The sequence below is a fragment of the Paraburkholderia sp. JPY419 genome (assembly GCF_050435705.1).
Lineage (GTDB): Bacteria > Pseudomonadota > Gammaproteobacteria > Burkholderiales > Burkholderiaceae > Paraburkholderia > Paraburkholderia youngii.
This window is the reverse complement of sequence record NZ_JBNDKV010000002.1, coordinates 1,558,685-1,580,906: the sequence shown is the minus strand read 5'-3', so window position 1 is coordinate 1,580,906 and position 22,222 is coordinate 1,558,685. Positions and strand designations below refer to the sequence as shown.

Here is a 22,222-nt window from a genome sequence, read left to right as displayed (position 1 = left end):
GACTGCGGGAACGACCGGGAGGACCGCCGACGGCAACCGGAGCTGCCAGCGCGCGGCGCTACGCGTGACTTACGCCAGGCGTAGCGATAGGGGCCGCGCTAGGCGGCCGGAGATAATTCGGAGGGTGTTCGGGAGGGAACGCATGGGGCCAAATGTATGACGGCGTGCGCTGGCCTGTCAAGCCGCGACCGTCAGGCTGCCGTCTTCGCGATATCGACGATCAGCTCGACCTGCCGTTCGATCGCGCCCGGCACCGGTGCTTCGCCGCGCAGCACGGCGTCGATCCAGGCGGCCGTGGTCGCCGCGTCGCGCGCTTCGGGCAGCTCGACTTCGGGCGCATCGGGCGAAGAGCGCTCGTGCGGCAGCCGCGTCTCGCAGATGCCGTCATGCAGCCAGTCGACTTGCACCTGGCGGCGCGTATCGGCGACCGCCTCGCCTTCGGTGCCGCGCGCGAGCAGCGCACCGCCGACGGCCGCATCGGGATGCGTGATGAACAGCTGCGTGAGACTGTCGCGATACGGCGGATGCGTGTAATTCACGAGCCGCAGCCCCGCGGGCGCGAATGGCTGCAGCAGCTTCACGAGCGTATGCGTCGAGTTGCGCACGCCCATGCGCCGGCGCAGCGCGAGCAGGCGCGCGAGCTTGGGCGCGAGTACGTCGATCGACGCGAACGCGACGCGACGCTCGGCGAGACCCGCTTCGATCTGCGCGTGCGACTGCGCCTGGGCGATGCGCAGCTGCGTGAAAATTTCCGCGCTCGTCACGCGACCCGGATCTTCGGTGACGCCGTGCACGAGCACCGGCACGCCTTCGCGCGCGAGCAGCAGTGCGAGCAGCGGCACGAGGTTCGGCTGCTTGCGTGCGCCGTTGTACGACGGAATCGAAACGGGCCGAAACGCGCCGTGGGGCAGCCGCACCGGCTCGAACGACGTATGCGCGGCGGCCAGCATCGCGGCGAGTTCGTCGGCGGTTTCGCCTTTCACGCGATACGCGAGCAGCACCGCGCCGAGCTCGAGATCGTCGACGCGGCCGTCGAGCATCGCGGTGTAGAGCGCGCGGGTGTCGTCGGCGGTCAGCGCGCGGGCGCCGTTCGGACCGCGGCCGATTTCCTTGATGAAGCGGGCGCAGGGGAAGGGAGAAGTCGTATTGGTCGAGTCGGTCATCGTGCGCAAGAGGCGGTGGCGTGCCGCGCTTGGGCGTCGGCTACGGCATTCGGGAAGCTATTCGGTGTGAGTATCGCATCTATGGCGAACGGGCGAACAGCGGCGAAGCGGGCACGCGGTGACGCGCGACGGCCCGCCTGACATGCACCCGCGCCGTGCCGCGCGTTACACTCGATGTTTCTCGCCGCCTCGGCGGCGCCCATCGAAAAACGGAGAACGGGATGAGTTACGTGTTTGCACCCGCACCGCAGGTCGCGGTGCCGGTCGTGGGGTCGAGCGAGCAGTTCGCGGTGCGCCGCATCTACTGCGTGGGGCGCAACTACGAAGCGCATGCGCGCGAAATGGGCCACGACCCGGACCGCGAACCGCCGTTCTTCTTCTCGAAGCCGGCCGATGCGGTCGTCTACGTCGCGCCGGGCACCACCGGCGAATTCCCATATCCGTCGCAGACGAAGAACGTCCATTTCGAAATGGAAATGGTCGCGGCGATCGGCGAGGGCGGCAAAGACATCCCCGTCGAGCGCGCGCTCGACCACGTCTACGGCTACGCGCTCGGTCTCGACATGACCCGCCGCGACCTGCAAGCCGAAGCGAAGAAAATGGGTCGTCCGTGGGACACCGCCAAGGGCTTCGATCACTCGGCGCCGCTCGGCCCGATCCACCCGGCTTCGGCAGTTGGTCACATCGGCAAGGGCGCGATCTGGCTGTCGGTGAACGGCGAGGACAAGCAGCGCGCGAACGTGTCGCAGCTGATCTGGTCGGTGGCGGAGACGATCGCGTATCTGTCGACGCTGTTCGAACTGCAGCCCGGCGACCTGATTTTCACCGGCACGCCGGAAGGCGTCGGCGCGGTCGTGAAGGGTGACCTGATGAGGGGCGGCGTGGACGGACTCGGCGAATTCAGCGTACGCGTCGTTTGAGACGGCTTGCGGGCAGGTGGAGGAGGCAGAGAACATGAAGCTCTACAGCTATTTTCGTAGCTCGGCGTCGTATCGCGTGCGCATCGCGCTGAACGTGAAGAACCTGACGTACGACTACGTGCCCGTGCACCTGGTGCGCGAAGGCGGCGAGCAACTAAAGCCGGAGTATCGCAAGATCAACGCGGACTGCATCGTGCCGACGCTCGCCGACGGCAATCATTTGCTGCCGCAGTCGCTCGCGATCATCGAGTATCTCGAGGAGACGCATCCGGAGCCGCCGCTGCTGCCGAAGGCGCCGCTCGATCGCGGCTATGTGCGCTCGGTGGCGCTGCAGGTCGCGTGCGAGATTCATCCGCTGAACAATCTGCGCGTGCTGCGCTATCTAAAACACACGCTGCGAGTCGACGACGACGCGAAGGACGCGTGGTACCGGCACTGGATCGACGCGGGCTTCGCGACGCTGGAAGCGCGTCTTGCCGGCGATGCGCGCACCGGCAAACTGTGCTTCGGCGACACACCGACACTTGCCGACGCGTGCCTGATTCCGCAGGTTTTCAACGCACAGCGCTTCAAGGTCGACACCGCAAAGTTTCCGACGATCCAGCGCATCTACGACCACGCGATGGAACTCGATGCGTTCGCCCGCGCTGCGCCGGGCGCGCAGCCGGACGCGGAGTGATCGCGGGATCGCTTGAAGCGTTGACGGCGGCTCGAAACGAAGAAGGGCACCCCGCGGAGTGCCCTTTTCCTTTTTGCGCGCCGCGAGCGGCGAGCGCCGCGGCGGTCAAGCGATTGCGGGATCAGCCGCCCAGCAGCGCGTCCGAAAACTCCTCCGCGCTGAACGGCTGCAGATCCTCGACCCTTTCGCCGACGCCGATGAAGTACACCGGAATCGGCCGCTGCCGCGCGATCGCCGCGAGGATGCCGCCCTTCGCGGTGCCGTCGAGCTTGGTGACGATCAGGCCGGTGAGGCCGAGCGCGTCGTCGAACGCCTTGACCTGCGTGAGCGCGTTCTGGCCGGTGTTAGCGTCGATCACGAGCAGCACTTCGTGCGGCGCGCCGTCTTGCGCCTTGCCGATCACGCGCTTCACCTTGCGCAGTTCTTCCATCAAATGCAACTGCGTGGGCAGGCGGCCAGCCGTGTCGGCCATCATCACGTCGATCTTTCGCGCGCGCGCGGCGCCGACCGCGTCGAAGATCACTGCAGCCGGATCGCCGCTTTCCTGCGCGACCACGGTCACGTTGTTGCGCTGGCCCCAGACGGCAAGCTGTTCGCGCGCGGCGGCGCGGAACGTGTCGCCGGCAGCGAGCAGCACCGACTGGTGAAAGCTCTGCAGATGCTTCGCGAGCTTGCCGATGCTGGTGGTTTTGCCCGCGCCGTTGACGCCGGCGATCATCATTACGAGCGGCTGCGCGCGGCCGAGCATCAGCGATTTTTCGAGCGGCTTCAGCAACTCGACGAGCAGCGTGCGCAATGCGGTTTTGACCTGCTGCGGGTCCGTCAGGCGCTCGGTGCGCACTTTCTCGCGCAGCGATTCGAGTAGGAATTCGGTCGCCTCGACGCCGGCGTCCGACATCAGCAGCGCGGTTTCGAGTTCCTCGTACAGGTCCTCGTCGATCTTCGTGCCGACGAAGATGCCGGTCAGGTTCGAACTGGTTTTCGCGAGGCCGCTCTTCAGGCGCGTGAGCCACGAGCGTTTTTCGCCGGCGTCCTGCATGGGCGGCGGGACGATTTCCACGCTGTCGAGCGCGGCGTCTTGCGGCTCGGGCTGCGGCTCGATGATGGTCGTGACCACAGGCGGAACGGCGGCCGGCGTGGGCTCGACGGATTTGACGGGCGAAACCGGCTCGACGGCCTCGGCCTCGGGCGTCGCGCCGTCTTGCGCCGCCAGCGATTCGTCTGCGGCGGTATCGGACTCTTTCGAACCCTTGAATCGTTTGAAAAAGCTGAACATGATCTGACGTATGGGAGAGCGCGCCGATGCGCGCAGCCGGCACGGGACCGGCGAAGCGGTGGGCAGCGCCGGGATGCGAAAAGGCGGGGCGCTGGCAGCCGCACATTTTATCAGGCGTGCCGCGGTGCGTCGTATTGGCCGGCCGGGCAAGCTGGACGCGCGCCGCCCCTGTGGTAACGTGGGCGCTCCGGCCCGCGCGCACCGGCGTCGCGGGCGTATTCAACACCTAGCTGAAACTGCACGATACTGCATGCCTCGTTTAGCATCTTCACGCGCCGCTGGCGCTTCGTCCAAAGGCGGCAAGCCGCATGCCATTCGCATCATCGGCGGCGACTGGAAACGCACGCCGCTGCCCGTGCTCGATCTGGACGGCCTGCGCCCGACGCCCGACCGCGTCCGCGAAACGCTGTTCAACTGGCTCGGCCAGCGCCTGGACGGCCAGCACTGTCTCGATCTGTTCGCAGGTAGCGGCGCGCTCGGCTTCGAAGCTGCGTCGCGCGGCGCGGCGCGCGTGTTGATGGTGGAACGTCATGCGCGCGCCGCCGGCCAGTTGCGCGCGAACCAGCAGCGGCTCGATGCACGCATGATCGAAATCGCCGAGGCGGACGGCTTGCGTCTTGCGGCGAGCCTCGCCCCGGGCTCGTTCGACGTAGTGTTCCTCGATCCACCGTTCGATGCCGACTTGCTCGGCAAGGCGCTCGCGGTGGCCGTGCCGCTCGTGCGCCCCGACGGCTATCTTTATGTCGAGGCCGGCGAAGCGCTCGAACCGACCGCTCATCAGTCGCTTGCGGACTGGGAGGTCGTGCGGCAGGGCAAGGCGGGCGCAGTGCACTTTCATTTGCTGCAGCGCGAAAATAAGGAATAATGCGCGTTCCAAAAAAGGGCCGGGCGGTTTATCGTCATCCGCGCCGGTGCGAAATGCGTCGCTTGGACGTGCCCTTTTGTCTGAAAAGAGGAGAAGTCTCATGGTAGTCGCCGTGTACCCGGGCACGTTCGATCCGCTGACGCGCGGTCACGAAGACCTCGTTCGGCGCGCGTCGAGCATTTTCGACACGCTGGTGGTCGGTGTGGCCGACAGCCGTGCCAAGAAGCCGTTTTTCACTCTCCAGGAGCGCCTCGCGATTGCGCACGAGGTGCTCGGCCACTATCCGAACGTCCAGGTGATGAGCTTCAAGGGACTGCTGAAGGACTTCGTGCGGAGCAACAACGCGCGGGTGATCGTCAGGGGTCTGCGCGCGGTGTCGGACTTCGAGTACGAGTTCCAGATGGCGGGCATGAACCGCTATCTGCTTCCCGACGTCGAGACGATGTTCATGACGCCGTCCGATCAGTATCAGTTCATCTCGGGTACGATCGTGCGGGAGATCGCGCAGTTGGGCGGCGACGTCAGCAAGTTCGTGTTCCCGTCAGTCGAAAAATGGCTGAAGGAGAAGGTCGCGTCGCTGGATCCGCAGGGCGGTGCCCAAGGGACGTGAGCCTGAGTCGCGCGAATGGCCGGTTTTGACGGATCATTTAACCGACGCAGTGCAATGTCAGCTGCCCTGCGCGGCCTTGGCGAATGCCTCGGCAAGTTTGTCGAAGTGTCGGAGGGCGGCGGGCGTTAGCTCGACCTGTTTGCGGCGAGCATCTTCGGTGTTGTGGAGCAGGAGCCAGCCTTTTTCGCGCATTGACGTGATCCGGGCATGCAAGGTGGCCGGAGACCCGAGCGCACTTTGGGCCATCATGTCCCGAACCGACAGGCGTTCGTTTTTTTGCCTCATGCGAGCAACGAACTCCAGGATCTTTTCTTCGAGCGGATCGACTCTACATTCTTGTCGAGCCCGGCATAAAGCGCGGGATTGCACGACCGCGCGGGGGCGAAAAAGCTATAATGTATTGTTTTATCTAGCAAAGTTGGTGGCAGCATGGCCCTGATGATTACCGACGAGTGCATCAACTGCGACGTCTGCGAGCCTGAGTGCCCAAACGACGCGATTTCGATGGGCCCGGAAATCTATGTGATCGATCCGAAGAAGTGCACCGAGTGCGTCGGTCATTTCGACGAGCCACAGTGCATTCAGGTGTGCCCGGTCGAGTGCATTCCGCGTGACCCGAACCACGTCGAAACGCCTGAGGGTTTGATCGCGAAATATCACGCGTTGCAGGCCGCCAAAGGCACCTGACGTGCGCGGGTGAGCGCAAAAGAAAAAGGCGAAGGCCAGCGGGCCTTCGCCGTTTTTTTGCGGCGGCGTTTCCGTTATCCGACGTAAGCGCTGAAAATACCCCGCAACGCGTCGAGCAGGATGTCGCACTCGGCGTCGGTGCCGACCGAGATCCGTAGATGCTGGTCAATCCGCGGTGCATTGAAGTGCCGCACGAAAATTTCCTTTTCCCGCAGCCGCGACGCGAGCGTCGCCGCGTCGTACCCTGGATGCCGCGCGAACAGCAGATTCGCGGCCGACGGCACCACCTCGAAGCCGAGCGCGGTCAATTCCGCCGCGAGCCGTTCACGGCTCGCGATCACCTTCGCGCAGCATTCGCGAAACCACGCGTCGTCTTCGTACGCGGCGGTGGCAGCGGCTTGCGCTAGACGGTCGAGCGGGTACGAATTGAAGCTGTCCTTCACGCGATTGAGCGCATCGATCAGCGCCGCATCGCCGAACGCGAAGCCGACGCGCATGCCGGCGAGCGAACGTGACTTCGACACGGTCTGCACGACGAGCAGGTTCGGATAGCGGTCGATCAACGCAATCGCCGACTCGGCGCCGAAGTCGACATAGGCTTCGTCGATCACCACGACCGAATCGGGATGGCTGGCGACGAGGCGTTCGATTTCCGCCAGCGCCAGCGGCCGGCCGGTCGGCGCGTTCGGATTCGGAAACAGGATGGCGCCATTGGGCACCGCGTAGTCGTCGACGTTGATCGCGAAACCCCCGTCGAGCGGGACGGTGCGGTAGTCGACCTCGAACAGCTTCGCGTAGGTCGGATAGAAGCTGTACGTGATATCGGGAAACAGCAGCGGCTTGTCGTGCTTCAGCAAGGCCTGGAATGTCAGCGCGAGCACTTCGTCCGAGCCGTTGCCCGCGAATACCTGGTCGGCGCGGATGCCGTGATACGCGGCGACCGTTTCGCGCAGCTTGCGTGCGCTCGGATCGGGATAGCGGCGCAGTGCGTCGGCCGTGTCGCCGAGCTCGCGGCGGATCGCGTCGAGCACGCGCGGCGACGGCGGATACGGATTCTCATTGGTGTTCAGCTTCACCGGATGCGCCAGCGCGGGCTGCTCGCCCGGCACGTACGGCGTCAGACGGTGAACGATGTCGCTCCAGTAGCGGCTCAAGCGATTCTCCTCGCGGGGTCGATTGCGGGTTTCGAAGGATGTGGCGCGCGTCAGCTGTTATTGCGATGCAGTTGCATCATTGCGCGTTCGAGCTCGCCCTTGATGATCTGCGGCATCACCGCGAGCGCGCGCTCGATCGACGAGTCGATGACCTCTTGCTCTTCTCGCCGCGGCGGCTTCAGCACATAGTTCGCGACGTCCGGCTTCGCGCCGGCGCGCGCGCTTTCGGGGATCAGATCACGCGGATGACCGATGCCGATCCGCAGCCGCCAGTATTGCTGCGACGACAAATGCGCGCTGATGTCCTTCAGGCCATTATGCCCGCCGCTGCCGCCGCCGAGCTTCAGCTTGACGCTGCCGGGCGGCATGTCGAGCTCGTCGTGAGCGACGAGGATCTCGTCGGGAAGAATCCTGAAGAATTGCGCAAGCGCGACGACCGACTGACCAGAACGGTTCATGTAGGTCTGCGGCTCGAGCAGATGCACTTCCTCGCCATGCAACCGTGCCTTCGCGTAAAAGCCGTGAAAGCGCCGCTCGTCGCGCAGCGTCGTGCCAGCCTCGCGTGCGAGTTGATCGACCAGCCAGAAGCCGGCGTTGTGACGCGTCGCGGTGTATTCGGCGCCCGGATTGCCGAGCCCGACGATCAGCTTGATCATGATTGCGTGAGTCCACCAGGTCCGGAAGTGAAATGCACCGGACTAAAAAAAGCCGAAAAAAAACCCGCCAGGGCGAACCTCGGCGGGTCACATCGACCGTTTCATTGGAAACGGATCGAGAGGATTGCTTGCTTCGAACCGAAAGGCTCTTAAGCAGCCGGCGTTTCGCCGCCTTCAGCAGCAGCAGCGTCTTCAGCGATTGCGCCAGCCGGGATCGTTGCAGCAGCGACCACCGGGTTTTCCGCGTCGACGTGGGCGACGAGCGCCACACCTGCCGGCAGCGGGATGTCCTTCGCGTGAACCGATTGGCCAGCTTCGATCTTCGCGAGGTCGACTTCGATGAATTCCGGCAGTGCCGACGGCAGGCACTCGATTTCGATTTCGTTGATGACGTGCGAGATCACCGCGCTCGACAGCTTCACTGCCGGGTTGGTTTCCTGGTTCAGGAAGTGCAGCGGCACCTTGGTGTGCAGCTTCTTCGACGCGTCGACGCGCTGGAAGTCCACGTGCAGCACGAGCTGACGGAACGGGTGGTATTGCACGTCGCGCAGCAGAACCTGTTGCGACTTGCCTGCCACTTCCAGATCGAGGATCGACGAGTGGAAAACTTCTTTCTTCAGCGCGTGCCACAGGGCGTTGTGATCGAGTTCGATCAATTGCGTGTCAGCACCAGCGCCATAAACGATACCCGGGGTCTTGCCCGAGTTACGCAGGCGGCGGCTCGCACCCGTACCTTGCTGGGAACGCTCGAAAGCGACTACTTTCATGTTGAATCTCCAATGCACTGCCCGCGACCAGGCAGTAAAAACAGGGCCTCGAAGCCGTAATGGCTGAGGCCCGGGATCGCGGCAAGAACCTTCGTTCGTTCATGCCGATTGTGCAAAAACGCCGCGTGTCGCATCAAGCGGTACGCGGCGTCTTCGCAAATGCTTAACTTTCAGCGAACAGCGACATGACCGAATCGCCGCGGCGGATACGCGAGAACGTTTCGGCCAGCAAGCCGGCGCTCGTCAGCGAACGGATCTTCGCGCACGAACGGGCTTCTTCGCCGAGCGGGATCGTGTCCGTGACTACGAGTTCGTCGAGTGCGGAGGCGGCGATACGCTCGCCCGCGCCGCCCGACAGAACCGGGTGGGTGGCGTACGCGAATACCTGCTTCGCGCCGCGTTCCTTCAGAACTTGCGCGGCCTTGCACAGCGTGCCTGCGGTGTCGACCATGTCGTCCATGATCACGCAGGTGCGGCCTTCGACTTCACCGATGATGTTCATCACTTCGGCGACGTTCGCCTTCGGACGACGCTTGTCGATGATCGCGAGGTCGCAATTGAGTTGCTTCGCCAATGCACGGGCGCGGACCACACCGCCGACGTCCGGCGAAACAACCATCAGGTTGTCGTAGTTCTGCTTGCGCAGATCGCCGAGCAGCACGGGCGTTGCGTAGATGTTGTCGACCGGGATGTCGAAGAAGCCTTGAATCTGGTCGGCGTGCAGATCCATCGTGATGATCCGCTCGACGCCGGCGATTTCCAGCATGTTCGCCACGACCTTCGCCGAGATGGCGACACGCGCCGAACGCGGGCGACGATCCTGACGGGCATAACCGAAGTAAGGGATGGCTGCGGTGATCCGGCCAGCGGATGCGCGCTTGAGCGCATCGACCATGATCATCAGTTCCATCAGATTGTCGTTAGTCGGCGCGCACGTGGATTGCAGGACGAAGACATCCTTGCCGCGCACATTTTCCTGAATCTCGACCTGGATTTCACCGTCCGAGAAACGGCTAACCATTGCTTTGCCGAGGGGAATACCGAGGTTTTTGACGACTTCCTGTGCAAGCGCGGGATTTGCGTTGCCAGTAAAAACCATCAGGCCGTCATGGCTGCTCATCATGCACCTACTTCAGGCTGGGGCGGGAGAATGTGAATTACTGCGGCGAACTACAGCGAACTACGAGAATTTTTGGCAGGGGAGAAAGGATTCGAACCTTTGCATGCCGGAATCAAAATCCGGTGCCTTAACCAGCTTGGCGACTCCCCTACACTAACTTTGAGCTCCGCCGAACGTGGAGTTTCGTTCGACGATGCAAAACTTATGACGCGAAAGCAAAGAGTGGATGCTGATCCAAGCCCGCGGCTACTGCGCTGCTCCATTCGCCGGGCAGCTTGGCTTGCGCCGCTTCTGCTTCAGCTTTGCTACGGAACGCTGCAAAAACACTGGCACCCGATCCGGACATCCGCGCTGGTGCGATGCTCTCAAACCATCGCAACACTTGCGCTACTTCCGCGTACTTTCCTACTACAACCTGCTGCATGTCATTCCGGCCGAAGCTTTCTGGCCATTCAGTGTTGCAGCTATGTTCTGCAGGAAAGTCCGTAATTATGAGGGGCTTTGTATCTCTTGTCAACGCTTTTTCGGAAAAAATCGCTGCAGTTGGAACCTGGACCCTCGGCGTCACTACCAGAAAGTGACGCGGCGGCAATTGTACAACGTCTAATGATTCTCCGACACCCTCTGCAAACGCATTTTTTCCAAATACAAAGAAAGGCACGTCCGCGCCGAGCTTCAACGCAAGGTCCTGCAACTCCTGACGCGGCAGATCGAGCTTCCACAGGCGATTGAGCGCGAGCAGCGTCGTCGCGGCGTCGGAGCTGCCGCCGCCGAGGCCCGCGCCCATCGGCAGGCGCTTGTCGATTTCTATATCGACACCTTCGCGACAGCCCGTATGCGACTTCAGCAACGTCGCGGCCCGTACGGTCAGGTCATGCTCGGGCGGCACGTCGGCGATTTCCGTGCGGCGCGTGATGAGACCGTCATCGCGTCGCGTGAAGTGCAGCGTGTCGCCCCAGTCGAGCAACTGGAAGACCGTTTGCAGCGTGTGATAACCATCCGGCCGACGGCCGGTGATGTGCAGGAAGAGATTGAGTTTCGCTGGCGCGAGACAGTCGCGCAGCGAATCGGTTGTTTCGATCATGAGTGAAGACTACATGCGCCACGGTGGCGCCATACGGGTGGCAAGGTTACGTGAGCGGATGCCGGAACAAACAGCAGCAACGACGATTCACTGGTCGAGCACGAGCTTGATGTCGAGCGGCGGCTCCGAGCGACTCAGATTGACGCGCTTCACGCCGGTGGCCGGCGCATCGGCATAGGCGACATAGTCGATCGTCCAGCCATCCTGGGTGATCTGCTTCAGGCGCGACGGTTGCTCCGGATCCTTCTCTGTCTGCGCGCGCGAGGTCGGCGCCGGCGATGGCTGCAGCCAGTAGCGTAACCCTTCGACCGGCAGCGTGAAGCCGAGCGCGTTTTGCATCAGCGTCGACACATTATCAGCGGTGAGCGGCTGGCGGTTCGGCAACTCGAGCGTCGCCGAAGCCGGTGACGAGGTCACGATGGCCAGCGTCTGGCCTAGCGGATTGCGCAATTGCAGCGTGACAGTGTCGCCCGTTTCCTGCCACGAGAAATTGCCGTAGGCGTTGCGCTGCTGGCCGTTCTGATCGTTGTACTGGATCGCGAAGCGGCCCTGATACGAGCGGCTGGTTTGCGCGGTAACCTCGGTCGCGGCGTTCGACGTGGACGGCCCCTGCGGCTTCACCGATGCGCAGCCGGCCAACGCGACAACCGCTGCCGCCGCGCAACCAAGCGCGATGCCGCGCGGTGCCATGGAAAAAGAAATCAAACGGGAAAGACGCATCAAAGATCGTTTACCTGAAGACGTTGCAACGTTTTGACGAGAGTCTCGTTGTTGGGTTCGAGCTTGCGCGCCTCGCGGAACGCGGCGCGCGCCTGTTCCTGTTCGCCGGCCTTCCACAGCACCTCGCCGAGGTGCGCGCCGATCTCGGCGTTCGGCTGGAGGCTGTATGCCTTGCGCAGCAGCTTGATCGCATCGGCCGTGTTACCCATCCGGTACTTGACCCAGCCGACGCTGTCCATGATGAATGCATCGTTCGGTGCAAGGGCTGAGGCCTTCTCGACCAGCATGTCCGCTTCCGGCAGGCGCTGGTTGCGATCGGCGAGCGAATAGCCGAGCGCGTTATACGCCTGCGGATTGTCCGGCTGCGTCTGGATCAGCTTGCGCAACTGCGCTTCCATGACGTCGTAATGGCCGGTTTTCTCGGCGGCCATCGCGTAGTCGTAGGTGAGGTCGGGGTCGTCGGGAAAGTTCGCCGTGGCTTGCTGCAGACGCGCTTCGGCCTCCGGGTAGCGCTTCGCGTCGAACAGGACCGCTGCATCGGTGCGCGCGATCAGCGCCACGTCACGCGGATCCGAGGTCTGCAAGTTGGCGAGCAACTGGCGCGCCTCCTCGGTCTTGCCCTGCTTCGCGAGCAGTTGCGCGCGCGTGATCTGCGCGGCCAGGTATTGCTGACTCGCCGGCGAGATCTTGTTCAGCCAGTCGCTCGCGGCTGCCTCATTCTTCTGTTCGAGCGCTAGCTGCGCGAGATAGATGTAGGCCTGGCCCGCATCGGCGCCCGGCGTCTTCTCGGCCTGCTGCGCGTATTGAATCAGATAGGTCTGCGCTTCGGGGAGTTTCTTCTGCTGGATCTTGATCAGCGCGAGCGCCATCAACGGCGTCAGGTCGTTGGCGTTTGCCTTGCGCATGATCTCGAACTGCTTCTGCGCGTCGTCGAGACGGTCGCTCGCGAGATACATCTGCGCGAGCGCGAGCCGCGCGTCATGCGATTTCGGATTCTGCTGCACGTACTTTTCGAGCGACGCGATGCCTTCCTTGCGCTCCTCTGGGCCCATCTGCGACAGCACCAACGCCGCGGGCAGGTAGTCGGGCTTGATCGTGAGCGCCTGCTCGAGCGACTTGCGAGCACCCGGCGCGTCGTCGGCCAGCAACTGCTGGCGTGCGACGGCCAGTTGCGCTTCCGGCCGGTTCATGTCGTTCTTCAGAAGGTCCTGCAACACGTGCAGGCCACCGACGCGGTTCGGGCCGCGCGACAACAGCAATTGCAGCGCGAGGATTGCGCTGCCGCGATTTTCCTCAGGTACCTTCGCGAGTTCCTGCGACAGGATCGGCGACGCGTCGTCGGGCTTGCCGGACAGCACGAGCAGCGACGCGTCGAGTTGCGCGGCGCGTTCCGAACCGGGCGCGTACTGTTGCCACAATTGCGCGGCGGCGAGCGCGTCCGATGGGCTCTGCGCGGCCAGCGCGATCTCGGTGGCGCGTTGCGCCATGCGCGGGTCGTGCGTGTCGCGCGCGAGCGCGAGGTAGGTCTGATAGGCCGGTGCTGGCTGATCGCGCTGCAGCGCGATCTCGGCGGCCAGCACCTGGAAGACGATCTGGCTCGATAGAGGCACCCCGGGCAAAGACTTTTCGTCTTGAGGGGTTGACGGACCCAGCGGGTCCGGCATCGTGACCGACGTGTCGTCGGAATCTGGCGACGGGTCCTGCGCATGCGCGGGCACGGCGGCGAGCGCCCACAATGCGAGCGCACCCGCACCAAGCATCCGGCGAGCGGACACGGCGAGCGGCACGTTGGACACGCGCGCGCGGCGCTTTGAAAGCAGCTTCACGAAGGACACGTTCATGGAAATCCGTTCAATGTTTCAGTCGATTGTAACGCGCTCGCTACAATACGCGCACAACCACTCACGCAAGTAGCAGACCAATCAGCCATGCCAGAGTTGCCAGAAGTCGAGGTTACCCGACGAGGGATCGAACCGTATGTGTCCGGGCGCAAGGTTGAGCGCGTCGACGTGCGGACGGCCGCGCTGCGCTGGCCGATTCCGGCCGACCTTGCGAAAACCTTGCGTGGCCATGTGGTGCGCAAAGTCGAGCGACGCGGCAAGTATCTGCTGTTCGAAATCGACGCAGGGTGGTTCATCGTGCACCTCGGCATGACGGGCACGTTGCGCGTTTTGCGTCATGTGCCGCATCCGCCTGCCGCGGCGAAGCACGATCATGTCGACTGGATCTTCGACGACTTCATCCTGCGCTACCGTGATCCGCGCCGCTTCGGCGCGGTGCTGTGGCATCCGCGCGAGGAAGGCGACATCCTCGAGCATCCGCTGCTCGCGAGCCTTGGCGTCGAGCCTTTCTCGCCGGCGTTTTCGGGCGCGCTGATGCATCGGTTGACGCGCGGGCGCAAGGTGTCGGTGAAGCAGGCTTTGCTGGCAGGCGACATCGTGGTCGGCGTGGGCAACATCTACGCGTCGGAAAGTCTCTTTCGCGCGGGTATCCGGCCGACCACCGCGGCCGGCCGCGTGTCGCTCGTGCGTTATGAACTGCTGGCCGATGCCGTGCGCGTGACGCTCGCCGCCGCGATCGACAAGGGCGGCAGCACGCTGCGCGATTTCGTCGGCAGCAACGGCGAAAGCGGCTATTTCCAGCTCGACTACTTCGTCTATGATCGCGCGGGCCTGCCATGCCGTGTGTGTGCAACGCCAATCAAACAGATCGTGCAGGGACAACGCTCCACGTACTTCTGTCCCACTTGCCAGCGCTAGATTCTCGATGCCTTCCCGCCTGACTCCAACGATCGCCACGCGCTCCAGCGCGTCCGACACCACGCCCGCATTCACGCCGATACCCGATTTTTCCGCGCGCCTGATCGCATGGCAGCGCCAGCATGGCCGTCACGATCTGCCGTGGCAGAACACGCGTGACCCGTATCGGATCTGGCTGTCGGAAATCATGCTGCAGCAGACCCAGGTCTCGACGGTGATTCCGTACTACGCGAAATTCCTTGCGCGTTTCCCGGATGTCGCCGCGCTCGGCGCAGCGACATCCGATGACGTGATGGCACTGTGGGCCGGCCTCGGCTACTACACGCGCGCGCGCAATCTGCATCGCTGCGCGCAGGTCGTCGTCGAGCAGCATGGCGGCGCGTTTCCCGCGTCGGTTGATGAACTCGCCGAGTTGCCCGGCATTGGCCGCTCGACGGCCGCGGCGATCGCGTCGTTCGCGTTCGGTGCGCGCGCGACGATTCTCGATGGCAACGTAAAGCGCGTGCTCGCGCGCGTGTTCGGCGTCGAAGGTTTTCCGGGCGAGAAGAAAGTCGAGAACGCAATGTGGACGCTCGCGGAATCACTGTTGCCGTCGAATGCGTCGAAGGCGGATGTCAGCGCCTACACGCAGGGCTTGATGGATCTCGGCGCGACCTTGTGCGTGCGCGGCAAACCCGACTGCACGCGCTGTCCGTTCGCGCCGGACTGCGTCGCCAACGTCACCGGACGTCAGCGCGAATTGCCGACCGCGCGCCCGAAGAAAGCGGTGCCGACGCGCCGCACGTGGATGCTGGTGCTGCGCGACGGCAACGCGGTGATGCTCGAGCGGCGTCCGCCGTCGGGCATCTGGGGCGGTCTGTGGAGTCTGCCCGAAGCCGCCGACGAAGCGAAGCTCGCCGAGCGGGCACGCGCGTTCGGCAGCGACGGTGAGGTGTCGGCGCTTGCGTCGTTCTCCCACGTGTTCACGCATTTCAAGCTCGACATCGAACCGCGGCTTGCCGAACTCGATCGCGGTGTCGGTGCTCTGGCTGCGCTCAACGATGCGGACACCGCCTGGGTTGCGCTCAGCGATCTGGATTCGTTCGGCGTGCCGGCCCCGGTGCGCAAGCTGCTCGCCAGCCTGCATGGTTCGTTGATCTAGCGGAAGGACGACTTCAGGATTTCACAGCAACTGATGCTGCTGCATGTAGTGATGCACGACGTCGATGCGCGCGCCGGCATCGGTCAGTTCCATCAGCTTTTGCCGCGCGCGCAACGCGATTGGCAGCACCTCGGCGAGACGGTTGGACACCCACGACGGATCGTCGAGCCGGAAAGGCTCCGCGAACGGCAGGCTGTCCGGATCGCGTTCGCGGATCGTCGCGATGATCCGTTCGAGCACTTCCGCGCACGCGCCGAATTTGGCCAAGAGCTCGTTGCCTTCGAGCGGCAGGTCGTCGGCGAGCGGTTCGGCCATGCCGACCAGCAGGCCGCTCGCTTCGACGCGATGCGACAACAGACGAAAGCGCTTTGTGCCGCGTGCGCGAATCAGCAACATGCCGAATGCCTCGACGTCGCACTCGTCGATTTCGGCGAGACAGCCGATCGTTTCGGGCACCGAAGGTTCTTCCTCACGTGCGACTTCGGCGCCGCTTTTCAGCATGCACACGCCGAACGGTGTTTTTTCCCGCAGGCAGTCACGCGCCATGTCGAGGTAGCGCGCTTCGAAGATTTTCAGCGGCAGCAAGCCATCAGGAAATAGCACCGTATGCAGCGGAAACAGCGGCAAATCGGCGTACACAGTAGGCGTAGAGGACATGGCGCAACGCTTCGGGTTAAGGCCGCGCGATGCGGCCGGTTAAGCCACCAGCTTCGATGATTCGCCGACGTCGACCGGCGCATCACGGTGCCGCACGATCACATTCGCCGATGTCGCGAGACGCGCGGCAAGCGTCTCCGCGATGAATACCGAGCGGTGCTGGCCGCCCGTGCAACCGATTGCGACGGTCAGATAACTGCGATTGTCGTCGCGGAAATGCGGCAGCCACTTGGACAGATACTTCTCGATGTCGTCGATCATCTCGTGGACGACCGGCTGCGCATCGAGAAAATCCATCACCGGTTTATCAAGCCCGGTGAGCGGCCTCAATTCATGATCGTAGTATGGGTTCGGCAGCGTGCGTACGTCGAATACGAAATCCGCGTCGAGCGGTACGCCGCGCTTGAAACCGAACGACTCGAACATCAGCACGAGCCCCGCGTCCTCTTGCTCGATGAAGCGTTTGACCCATGCGCGCAGCACGTTCGCGCGCAGATTACTCGTGTCGATCTGATGGCCGAATTCGGCAAGTCCCGCGACCAGTTCGCGCTCGCGTTCGATCGCTTCGGCGAGCGACGTGAGCAGGCCAACGTCCGCGTCGTGCGCGGGCGAGCCGGACAACGGATGGCGGCGGCGCGTTTCGGAAAAGCGTTGAATCAGCGACTGCGTGCTCGCGCTCAGGAACAGCACGCGCACGTCGTGCGAGCGCTTGAGGTCGCGGATCATCGCGGGCATTTCGTCGAGCGACGAACCGGAGCGCGCGTCGATCGCGACCGCGAGACGGTCCTGGCCGTCGGCGGCGAGGTAGGTGGCGAGTTGCTGCAGAAAACGCGGCGGCAGATTGTCGACGCAGTAATAACCCGCGTCTTCGAGCGCGTTCAGGGCAACCGATTTGCCGGAGCCGGAGATACCGGTGATCAGGATTATGCGCATGGAGTCGTCGAAAGCGTAGATTTCATCATAGCATCTGGCCTCCATGCCGGTGCCCGCGTCCTGCCTTCTGTGGGCGCTTCATGGCGCTGTGATCGGCTTCAGATCAGCTTGCCGGGAAACTGGCTATCGGGATCCTGCATGGCGAGACGTTGCCGATCCATGAAATCGCGCAGCGTGTCGATACCGCGCAACTGCAGGATCGTATTGCGCACGGCCGCTTCGACCAGCACCGCGAGGTTGCGGCCCGCGGCCACCTGGATCGTCACCTTGCTGATCGGCAGGCCGAGCACGTCGACGGTCTGGCTTTCCAGCGGCAGTCGCTGGAATTCGCCATCGGGGCGGCGCACCAGTTGCACGATCAGCTTCAGTTTCATTTTCCGGCGCACCGCCGTTTCGCCGAAGATCGTCTTGATGTCGAGCAGACCGAGGCCGCGCACTTCCAGCAGGTTCTGCAGCAGCGGCGGGCAGCGTCCTTCGACGAAGTCGGGGCCGAGGCGCACGAAGTCGACCGCGTCGTCGGCGACGAGACCATGGCCGCGGCTGATCAGTTCGAGGCCGAGTTCGCTCTTGCCGAGACCCGAGTCGCCGGTCAGCAGCACACCCATGCCGAGGATGTCGAGAAAGACGCCGTGCAGCGTCGCGCGCGGCGCGAGAATCCGCGACATGTAAAGACGCAGACTATCGATCACCGCCGCCGCCGAGGTCGGCGTCGTGAACAGCGGCGTCGACGAGCGCGTGCAGCGCAGCACGAGCTCAGGCGGCGCCGCGACGCCGCCCGCGACGACGAGAAACGGTGGCTCGAGCGCGATCAGTTCGGCCATGTGGCGCGAGCGGTCTTCATCGGTCTGACGTTTGTAGTAGTCGATTTCCGCATCGCCGAGCACCTGGATCCGGTTCGGGTGGATCAGGTTCAGGTGGCCGACGAGGTCGGCGCTCGACGTGGCATTGGCGACCGATTCCGAAGAGAAGCCGCGCTCCCAGCCTTCATGCCCCGTGAGCCAGCTGAGCTTCAGCATGGCGGCGTTGTCGTCGAAAATGCTCTGGGCGTTGATGCTGGACGTATCCATGAGTCAGTGACTCCAGTGTTAGCCGCTTGCCGGGCCTTACCTGCGTGTGCGCGCGCGTATGTACTACCGCCGCCATTGCCTCAAGGTTGCCACTGAGTAAGCAGGCGATGCAACGATTCGCGGTCTTCTTCAGTGTGCAGCCGCTCGCGGGCGTCGCGATCGGACAGCAATTGCGCGATCTCGGAAAGAATTTCGAGGTGCTGTTGAGTGGCCTGCTCGGGGACGAGCAGGAAGATCAGCAGCGAGACCGGCTGGCCGTCCGGCGCTTCGAAGGGGATGGGTTCCGCGAGTCTGACGAATGCGGCGAGCGGTTGCTTGAGGCCCTTGATCCGCCCATGCGGAATCGCGACGCCTTCGCCGAGCCCGGTCGAGCCGAGTCGTTCTCGCGCAAAAAGATTGTCTGTGACGGTACTGCGGGCGATGCCGTTCTGGTTCTCGAAGATCAGGCCCGCTTGCTCGAACACGCGTTTCTTGCTGGTGACCGATAGTCCGATGACGACGTTCTCGAGGGGAAGAAATTTGGCTAAACGATTCATGTTGACAGGCGAAAACGTGGCCTGAGTTCTCCCCACCGGGGCGGTTGAGTGACGTTCCATTCGTTCGATGCTGGCGAAGACGGACGGTGAGAGTCGATCGGGAAAGCGTGAGATTTCGACCGGCCGTACTTCATCAGAACTGGCTTGACCCCGATGGTAACCGGAACATTATAGAACAGGGTGACAGCCGATGGTGCGGCGCGCCATCTATGCATATCCGGTTTTTCACCGCTTGCGGCGCGGAATATGTCGCGCTGCGCAAACGTCTGCGCGAATGATTGAGCCTGGCCTCGGCGAGGGCGCACCGGCGCAGAGCGCGCGCCGGGCGCTGAAACGAAAAACCGCCCAGTTGCGGGCGGCTTGACGAGTCCCAGAGAAATCAGCAATTCCCTCGAGTTTGTCCTATTGCGGCGGCACGTCCAGTTGCGGCGCCGGCTGATACTTGATCGCTTCGTGCTGATGGCCTTGCAGACGATCCTTGTGGCGTATCACCTGTCTGTCGAGCTTGTCGATCATCAGATCGATCGCAGCGTACAAATCACTGTCACAACTCTCGACGAAAATATCCTTGCCCTTCAGGTGGAGGTTGATTTCCACCTTTTGACGCTTCTCCTTTTCCTTATGGTTGTCGACCGAGAGGACCACACTGCCGTCGATGACCTGATCGAAATGTCTTAGCACCCTGTCCAGTTTGGTGATCACGTATTCGCGCAACGCAGGCGTTACTTCGAGGTGGTGTCCACTGATCTTGAGATTCATAGTGCTTCTCCAAGCTAATGGCCGCTTGGTCCGCACAATGACAAAGGTCCGGTCGATCTGACGGCTTGCCTATGTCGCCCCCCGGTGACGGACATCTGGCAGGTCGCAGCGGCCGGCCTGTCCGCCAGGTGCGGAGCGGCCGGTAAATGCCCGCTGCAAAACGCGGCGAGCTACAGAGACTTGCGCAGGTTGACTGCCGGGATTTTGAGCGCCTCACGGTATTTCGCAACGGTACGACGTGCGACCACGAAGCCCTGTTCCGCCAGCAGTTCGGCTATGCGACTGTCTGAAAGTGGCGATTTCGGGTTTTCCGCTCCTATCAGTTGTTTGATCAGCGCGCGAATGGCCGTGGAGGAGGCCGCGCCGCCGGTGTCCGTCGAAACGTGCGAGCCGAAAAAGTACTTGAATTCCAGCGTCCCGAAAGGGGTAAGCATGTATTTACCGGTTGTCACACGCGAGACAGTCGACTCGTGTAGGCCCAGCGTATCAGCTATTTCCCGCAAAACCAAGGGGCGCATGGCGATTTCGCCGTGCACAAAAAAGCTCTTCTGACGCTCGACAATTGCCTGCGCGACACGCAGGATCGTCTCGAAACGCTGCTGGATATTTTTGATCAGCCAGCGTGCTTCCTGCAGTTGCTGGCGCAACGAACCACTGCCCGGATCGCCGCGGTTATTGCGCAGAATATTGGCGTACAGGTGGTTAATCCGCAGCTTCGGCACGACCTCGGGATTCAGCTCCGCCTGCCAGCCCTGTGCCGTTTTGCGCACCATGATGTCGGGCACAACGTAGTCCGCTTCGGCCTTGCCGTAGGCGGCGCCCGGAAATGGTTCGAGCGAGCGGATCAGCACATGCGCGTCGCGCAGATCGTCGTCGCTGGCCTTCAGGTGCTTGCGCAGCCGCGTGAAATCGCGCGCGGCGAGCAACTCCAGGTAATGGCCGACAATGTCTAGCGCAAGCGTGCGCGTTGGCGATGGCTCGAGCCGCAGCAACTGCAGCTTCAGACATTCGGACGCGGACCGCGCGCCGACGCCGGGAGGGTCGAAGCTATGCAGCAGCGCAAGCGCGGCGTTCAGTTCGTCGACATCGACTTCGAGTTCTTCGGGCAGGTCGGCCAGCACTTCTTCGAGCGTGGCGGCGAGATAGCCGTCGTCGTCGAGCGATTCGATCAGGAACGTGATGAGCGCGCGGTCGCGCTGGCTCGCCTGGGTGACACGTAGTTGCGCCATCAGGTGGTCGCGCAGCGATGTGCTCGATTCGTGGATTTGCAGCGGGGGCAGGTCGTCGTCGTCGGACGCGTTGCCGGAGCGGCCGTAGTCGTCGAGGTTCCACTGTGACGTGTCGCCGCCGCCGTCGCCCGAAAGGCCGTTGTATTCATCGACACCCTGCGGTTCGCCGCTTTCGGCTCGCTCGCCGCTGCCCTCGGACGATGCCGAACCGTTTCCGGCCATCGGGTCGGCCGGCGCCGAGGAGCCCGGTGTCTGGGCGATCACGGAACCGTCGGCCGCAACCCGCAACGGGCTCGCAATCCACTCGTCTTCGTTTTCGAGGAGTGGATTCTGCGAGATCGCCATGGCGACTTCCTGCTGCAATTCGAGCGTCGACAACTGCAGCAGCCGGATGGACTGTTGCAGTTGCGGCGTCAGCGCAAGATGCTGCGATAGGCGGAGTTGGAGGCTGGCTTTCATGGCAAGTTGAGATTCATTGTAGAGAGTTTGCCACGACCGCGATACCTTGCGGCACACGCAATTTTTGGGTACGCCGAAATGGCGCACCGCCCGGCGCCAGCCTGCGCCGTCTGACAACGAATGTGCGGGTGCCGCAAAATTGGCGCCGCGGCCGGCCGCGCGCGCTCGCGTGGCCGGGGACGCCGTGTGTGCTTACATGCGGAAGTGCTCGCCCAAATAGACGCGCCGCACGCTTTCGTTTTCGATGATGTCGCTAGGCGCGCCGGCGGCCAGCACGCTGCCGTCGCTGATGATGTACGCGTGATCGCAGATACCTAGCGTTTCGCGTACGTTGTGGTCGGTAATCAGGACGCCGATATTGCGCTGCTTCAAGAACTTGACGATTTTCTGGATTTCCAGCACCGCGATCGGGTCGACGCCGGCGAACGGTTCGTCGAGCAGGATGAAGCTCGGATTGGTTGCCAGCGCGCGCGCAATTTCAACCCGACGACGCTCGCCGCCCGACAGCGACAGCGCCGGATTTTCACGCAGATGCGCGATCTGAAGCTCGTCGAGCAGCGCTTCGGTGCGCGACGTGATCGCGTCTTTGCCGAGGCGCTTGCCGTTTTCGTCATGCTGCAGTTCCAGCACCGCGCGAATATTCTGCTCGACGGTCAACTTGCGGAACACCGACGCTTCCTGCGGCAGATACGACAGGCCGAGCGAAGCGCGCTTGTGAATGGGCAGAAGGCTGATCGACTTGCCATCCAGATCGATTTCGCCGGCGTCGAGCGGCACGAGGCCGACGATCATGTAGAACGACGTGGTCTTGCCGGCACCGTTGGGGCCGAGCAGGCCGACCACTTCGCCGCTTTTCACGTCGAGCGACACGTCCTTGACGACCGTGCGCGAGCCATAGCGCTTCTTCAAATTGCGCACGGCCAGCGAACTACTGGTGCCGGCCGGCTTGCGATGGGGGAGGGGCGCGATGGTGCTGCTGAT

General features: G+C 63.3%; 24 protein-coding genes and 1 tRNA gene. 7 read left to right on the top strand and 18 right to left on the bottom strand.

Annotated elements, in window-relative coordinates; all coding sequences use genetic code 11:
* Positions 1-191 precede the first annotated feature (191 nt).
* Entirely contained in the window at positions 192-1,163 is a 972-nt protein-coding gene (ybiB, locus tag QFZ91_RS13365) for a DNA-binding protein YbiB (protein WP_176382458.1), read from the bottom strand.
* Between the two features lie 221 nt (positions 1,164-1,384).
* Here ybiB and QFZ91_RS13360 point away from each other — a divergent pair, with 221 nt between their 5' ends.
* On the top strand, positions 1,385-2,083 hold the full coding sequence (locus QFZ91_RS13360; protein ID WP_429567504.1) for a fumarylacetoacetate hydrolase family protein: 699 nt from the start codon (positions 1,385-1,387) through the stop codon (positions 2,081-2,083).
* Between the two features lie 34 nt (positions 2,084-2,117).
* Entirely contained in the window at positions 2,118-2,762 is a 645-nt protein-coding gene (gene maiA, locus QFZ91_RS13355) for a maleylacetoacetate isomerase (protein ID WP_429567503.1), read from the top strand.
* 121 nt (positions 2,763-2,883) lie between these two features.
* On the opposite strand, the gene ftsY is transcribed toward maiA, so the two are convergent.
* Positions 2,884-4,038, bottom strand: a complete 1,155-nt coding sequence (ftsY, locus tag QFZ91_RS13350; protein WP_429567502.1) for a signal recognition particle-docking protein FtsY — start codon at positions 4,036-4,038, stop codon at positions 2,884-2,886.
* Between the two features lie 250 nt (positions 4,039-4,288).
* Here ftsY and rsmD point away from each other — a divergent pair, with 250 nt between their 5' ends.
* Positions 4,289-4,903: a 16S rRNA (guanine(966)-N(2))-methyltransferase RsmD gene (gene rsmD, locus QFZ91_RS13345; RefSeq protein WP_429568635.1), complete on the top strand. Its 615-nt coding sequence runs from the start codon at positions 4,289-4,291 to the stop codon at positions 4,901-4,903.
* Between the two features lie 100 nt (positions 4,904-5,003).
* Entirely contained in the window at positions 5,004-5,513 is a 510-nt protein-coding gene (coaD, locus tag QFZ91_RS13340) for a pantetheine-phosphate adenylyltransferase (RefSeq protein ID WP_176109624.1), read from the top strand.
* 57 nt (positions 5,514-5,570) lie between these two features.
* Here coaD and QFZ91_RS13335 read toward each other — a convergent pair whose 3' ends face one another.
* Positions 5,571-5,882 carry a winged helix-turn-helix domain-containing protein gene (locus tag QFZ91_RS13335; protein WP_429567501.1) on the bottom strand — a complete coding sequence of 104 codons (312 nt, stop codon included), beginning with the start codon at positions 5,880-5,882 and terminating at the stop codon, positions 5,571-5,573.
* Positions 5,883-5,942: 60 nt separating this feature from the next.
* Between QFZ91_RS13335 and QFZ91_RS13330 the strand changes: the two genes are divergently transcribed.
* Positions 5,943-6,200 (top strand): YfhL family 4Fe-4S dicluster ferredoxin, encoded by a 258-nt coding sequence (locus QFZ91_RS13330; protein ID WP_176109623.1) that lies wholly within the window; start codon positions 5,943-5,945, stop codon positions 6,198-6,200.
* 74 nt (positions 6,201-6,274) lie between these two features.
* On the opposite strand, the gene hisC is transcribed toward QFZ91_RS13330, so the two are convergent.
* From hisC to QFZ91_RS13290, 8 genes are all read right to left on the bottom strand, one after another.
* Positions 6,275-7,354, bottom strand: a complete 1,080-nt coding sequence (gene hisC, locus QFZ91_RS13325) for a histidinol-phosphate transaminase (RefSeq protein WP_176125066.1) — start codon at positions 7,352-7,354, stop codon at positions 6,275-6,277.
* 50 nt (positions 7,355-7,404) lie between these two features.
* Positions 7,405-8,010, bottom strand: a complete 606-nt coding sequence (gene pth / locus QFZ91_RS13320; protein ID WP_429567500.1) for an aminoacyl-tRNA hydrolase — start codon at positions 8,008-8,010, stop codon at positions 7,405-7,407.
* Positions 8,011-8,159: 149 nt separating this feature from the next.
* The gene (locus QFZ91_RS13315) at positions 8,160-8,777 is read right to left on the bottom strand and encodes a 50S ribosomal protein L25/general stress protein Ctc (protein WP_013088318.1); all 618 of its coding nucleotides are present in this window, start codon (positions 8,775-8,777) and stop codon (positions 8,160-8,162) included.
* 163 nt (positions 8,778-8,940) lie between these two features.
* Positions 8,941-9,897, bottom strand: coding sequence for a ribose-phosphate pyrophosphokinase (locus tag QFZ91_RS13310; protein ID WP_008921698.1), 957 nt, complete (start codon positions 9,895-9,897; stop codon positions 8,941-8,943).
* A 73-nt stretch (positions 9,898-9,970) separates the two neighbouring features.
* Positions 9,971-10,047: transfer RNA gene (locus tag QFZ91_RS13305), tRNA-Gln, on the bottom strand.
* Positions 10,048-10,099: 52 nt separating this feature from the next.
* Positions 10,100-10,981, bottom strand: coding sequence for a 4-(cytidine 5'-diphospho)-2-C-methyl-D-erythritol kinase (gene ispE / locus QFZ91_RS13300; RefSeq protein WP_176382472.1), 882 nt, complete (start codon positions 10,979-10,981; stop codon positions 10,100-10,102).
* Positions 10,982-11,068: 87 nt separating this feature from the next.
* On the bottom strand, positions 11,069-11,701 hold the full coding sequence (lolB, locus tag QFZ91_RS13295) for a lipoprotein insertase outer membrane protein LolB (protein ID WP_176382474.1): 633 nt from the start codon (positions 11,699-11,701) through the stop codon (positions 11,069-11,071).
* Complete coding sequence (locus QFZ91_RS13290; RefSeq protein ID WP_176382476.1) at positions 11,701-13,542, bottom strand: tetratricopeptide repeat protein; 1,842 nt, start codon at positions 13,540-13,542, stop codon at positions 11,701-11,703. The genes lolB and QFZ91_RS13290 overlap by 1 nt, the downstream gene beginning before the upstream one ends.
* 87 nt (positions 13,543-13,629) lie before the next feature.
* Between QFZ91_RS13290 and mutM the strand changes: the two genes are divergently transcribed.
* Positions 13,630-14,460, top strand: a complete 831-nt coding sequence (gene mutM, locus QFZ91_RS13285; RefSeq protein ID WP_176109617.1) for a bifunctional DNA-formamidopyrimidine glycosylase/DNA-(apurinic or apyrimidinic site) lyase — start codon at positions 13,630-13,632, stop codon at positions 14,458-14,460.
* 7 nt (positions 14,461-14,467) lie between these two features.
* Positions 14,468-15,601: an A/G-specific adenine glycosylase gene (mutY, locus tag QFZ91_RS13280; RefSeq protein ID WP_429567499.1), complete on the top strand. Its 1,134-nt coding sequence runs from the start codon at positions 14,468-14,470 to the stop codon at positions 15,599-15,601.
* A gap of 21 nt (positions 15,602-15,622) precedes the next feature.
* On the opposite strand, the gene QFZ91_RS13275 is transcribed toward mutY, so the two are convergent.
* The 7 genes from QFZ91_RS13275 to lptB form a co-directional block, all read right to left on the bottom strand.
* Positions 15,623-16,258: an LON peptidase substrate-binding domain-containing protein gene (locus QFZ91_RS13275; protein ID WP_013088324.1), complete on the bottom strand. Its 636-nt coding sequence runs from the start codon at positions 16,256-16,258 to the stop codon at positions 15,623-15,625.
* 39 nt (positions 16,259-16,297) lie between these two features.
* On the bottom strand, positions 16,298-17,191 hold the full coding sequence (gene rapZ / locus QFZ91_RS13270; protein ID WP_041734268.1) for an RNase adapter RapZ: 894 nt from the start codon (positions 17,189-17,191) through the stop codon (positions 16,298-16,300).
* A gap of 98 nt (positions 17,192-17,289) precedes the next feature.
* Positions 17,290-18,258 carry an HPr(Ser) kinase/phosphatase gene (hprK, locus tag QFZ91_RS13265; protein WP_008921706.1) on the bottom strand — a complete coding sequence of 323 codons (969 nt, stop codon included), beginning with the start codon at positions 18,256-18,258 and terminating at the stop codon, positions 17,290-17,292.
* Between the two features lie 80 nt (positions 18,259-18,338).
* Positions 18,339-18,854 carry a PTS sugar transporter subunit IIA gene (locus QFZ91_RS13260; RefSeq protein ID WP_083421008.1) on the bottom strand — a complete coding sequence of 172 codons (516 nt, stop codon included), beginning with the start codon at positions 18,852-18,854 and terminating at the stop codon, positions 18,339-18,341.
* Positions 18,855-19,196: 342 nt separating this feature from the next.
* Positions 19,197-19,553: a ribosome hibernation-promoting factor, HPF/YfiA family gene (hpf, locus tag QFZ91_RS13255; RefSeq protein WP_008921708.1), complete on the bottom strand. Its 357-nt coding sequence runs from the start codon at positions 19,551-19,553 to the stop codon at positions 19,197-19,199.
* A gap of 170 nt (positions 19,554-19,723) precedes the next feature.
* Positions 19,724-21,241 (bottom strand): RNA polymerase factor sigma-54, encoded by a 1,518-nt coding sequence (locus QFZ91_RS13250; protein WP_176110653.1) that lies wholly within the window; start codon positions 21,239-21,241, stop codon positions 19,724-19,726.
* A gap of 192 nt (positions 21,242-21,433) precedes the next feature.
* Entirely contained in the window at positions 21,434-22,210 is a 777-nt protein-coding gene (gene lptB, locus QFZ91_RS13245) for an LPS export ABC transporter ATP-binding protein (protein ID WP_176382530.1), read from the bottom strand.
* Positions 22,211-22,222 lie beyond the last annotated feature (12 nt).

Excerpts from the sequence above, each read along its gene's own strand:
- ybiB (WP_176382458.1), bottom strand. The coding sequence starts at position 1,163 with ATGACCGACTCGACCAATACGACTTCTCCCTTCCCCTGCGCCCGCTTC.
- QFZ91_RS13360 (WP_429567504.1), top strand. The coding sequence starts at position 1,385 with ATGAGTTACGTGTTTGCACCCGCACCGCAGGTCGCGGTGCCGGTCGTG.
- maiA (WP_429567503.1), top strand. The coding sequence starts at position 2,118 with ATGAAGCTCTACAGCTATTTTCGTAGCTCGGCGTCGTATCGCGTGCGC.
- ftsY (WP_429567502.1), bottom strand. The coding sequence starts at position 4,038 with ATGTTCAGCTTTTTCAAACGATTCAAGGGTTCGAAAGAGTCCGATACC.
- rsmD (WP_429568635.1), top strand. The coding sequence starts at position 4,289 with ATGCCTCGTTTAGCATCTTCACGCGCCGCTGGCGCTTCGTCCAAAGGC.
- coaD (WP_176109624.1), top strand. The coding sequence starts at position 5,004 with ATGGTAGTCGCCGTGTACCCGGGCACGTTCGATCCGCTGACGCGCGGT.
- QFZ91_RS13330 (WP_176109623.1), top strand. The coding sequence starts at position 5,943 with ATGGCCCTGATGATTACCGACGAGTGCATCAACTGCGACGTCTGCGAG.
- pth (WP_429567500.1), bottom strand. The coding sequence starts at position 8,010 with ATGATCAAGCTGATCGTCGGGCTCGGCAATCCGGGCGCCGAATACACC.
- QFZ91_RS13315 (WP_013088318.1), bottom strand. The coding sequence starts at position 8,777 with ATGAAAGTAGTCGCTTTCGAGCGTTCCCAGCAAGGTACGGGTGCGAGC.
- QFZ91_RS13310 (WP_008921698.1), bottom strand. The coding sequence starts at position 9,897 with ATGAGCAGCCATGACGGCCTGATGGTTTTTACTGGCAACGCAAATCCC.
- ispE (WP_176382472.1), bottom strand. The coding sequence starts at position 10,981 with ATGATCGAAACAACCGATTCGCTGCGCGACTGTCTCGCGCCAGCGAAA.
- lolB (WP_176382474.1), bottom strand. The coding sequence starts at position 11,701 with ATGCGTCTTTCCCGTTTGATTTCTTTTTCCATGGCACCGCGCGGCATC.
- QFZ91_RS13290 (WP_176382476.1), bottom strand. The coding sequence starts at position 13,542 with ATGAACGTGTCCTTCGTGAAGCTGCTTTCAAAGCGCCGCGCGCGCGTG.
- mutM (WP_176109617.1), top strand. The coding sequence starts at position 13,630 with ATGCCAGAGTTGCCAGAAGTCGAGGTTACCCGACGAGGGATCGAACCG.
- mutY (WP_429567499.1), top strand. The coding sequence starts at position 14,468 with ATGCCTTCCCGCCTGACTCCAACGATCGCCACGCGCTCCAGCGCGTCC.
- QFZ91_RS13275 (WP_013088324.1), bottom strand. The coding sequence starts at position 16,258 with ATGTCCTCTACGCCTACTGTGTACGCCGATTTGCCGCTGTTTCCGCTG.
- rapZ (WP_041734268.1), bottom strand. The coding sequence starts at position 17,191 with ATGCGCATAATCCTGATCACCGGTATCTCCGGCTCCGGCAAATCGGTT.
- hprK (WP_008921706.1), bottom strand. The coding sequence starts at position 18,258 with ATGGATACGTCCAGCATCAACGCCCAGAGCATTTTCGACGACAACGCC.
- QFZ91_RS13260 (WP_083421008.1), bottom strand. The coding sequence starts at position 18,854 with ATGGAACGTCACTCAACCGCCCCGGTGGGGAGAACTCAGGCCACGTTT.
- hpf (WP_008921708.1), bottom strand. The coding sequence starts at position 19,553 with ATGAATCTCAAGATCAGTGGACACCACCTCGAAGTAACGCCTGCGTTG.
- QFZ91_RS13250 (WP_176110653.1), bottom strand. The coding sequence starts at position 21,241 with ATGAAAGCCAGCCTCCAACTCCGCCTATCGCAGCATCTTGCGCTGACG.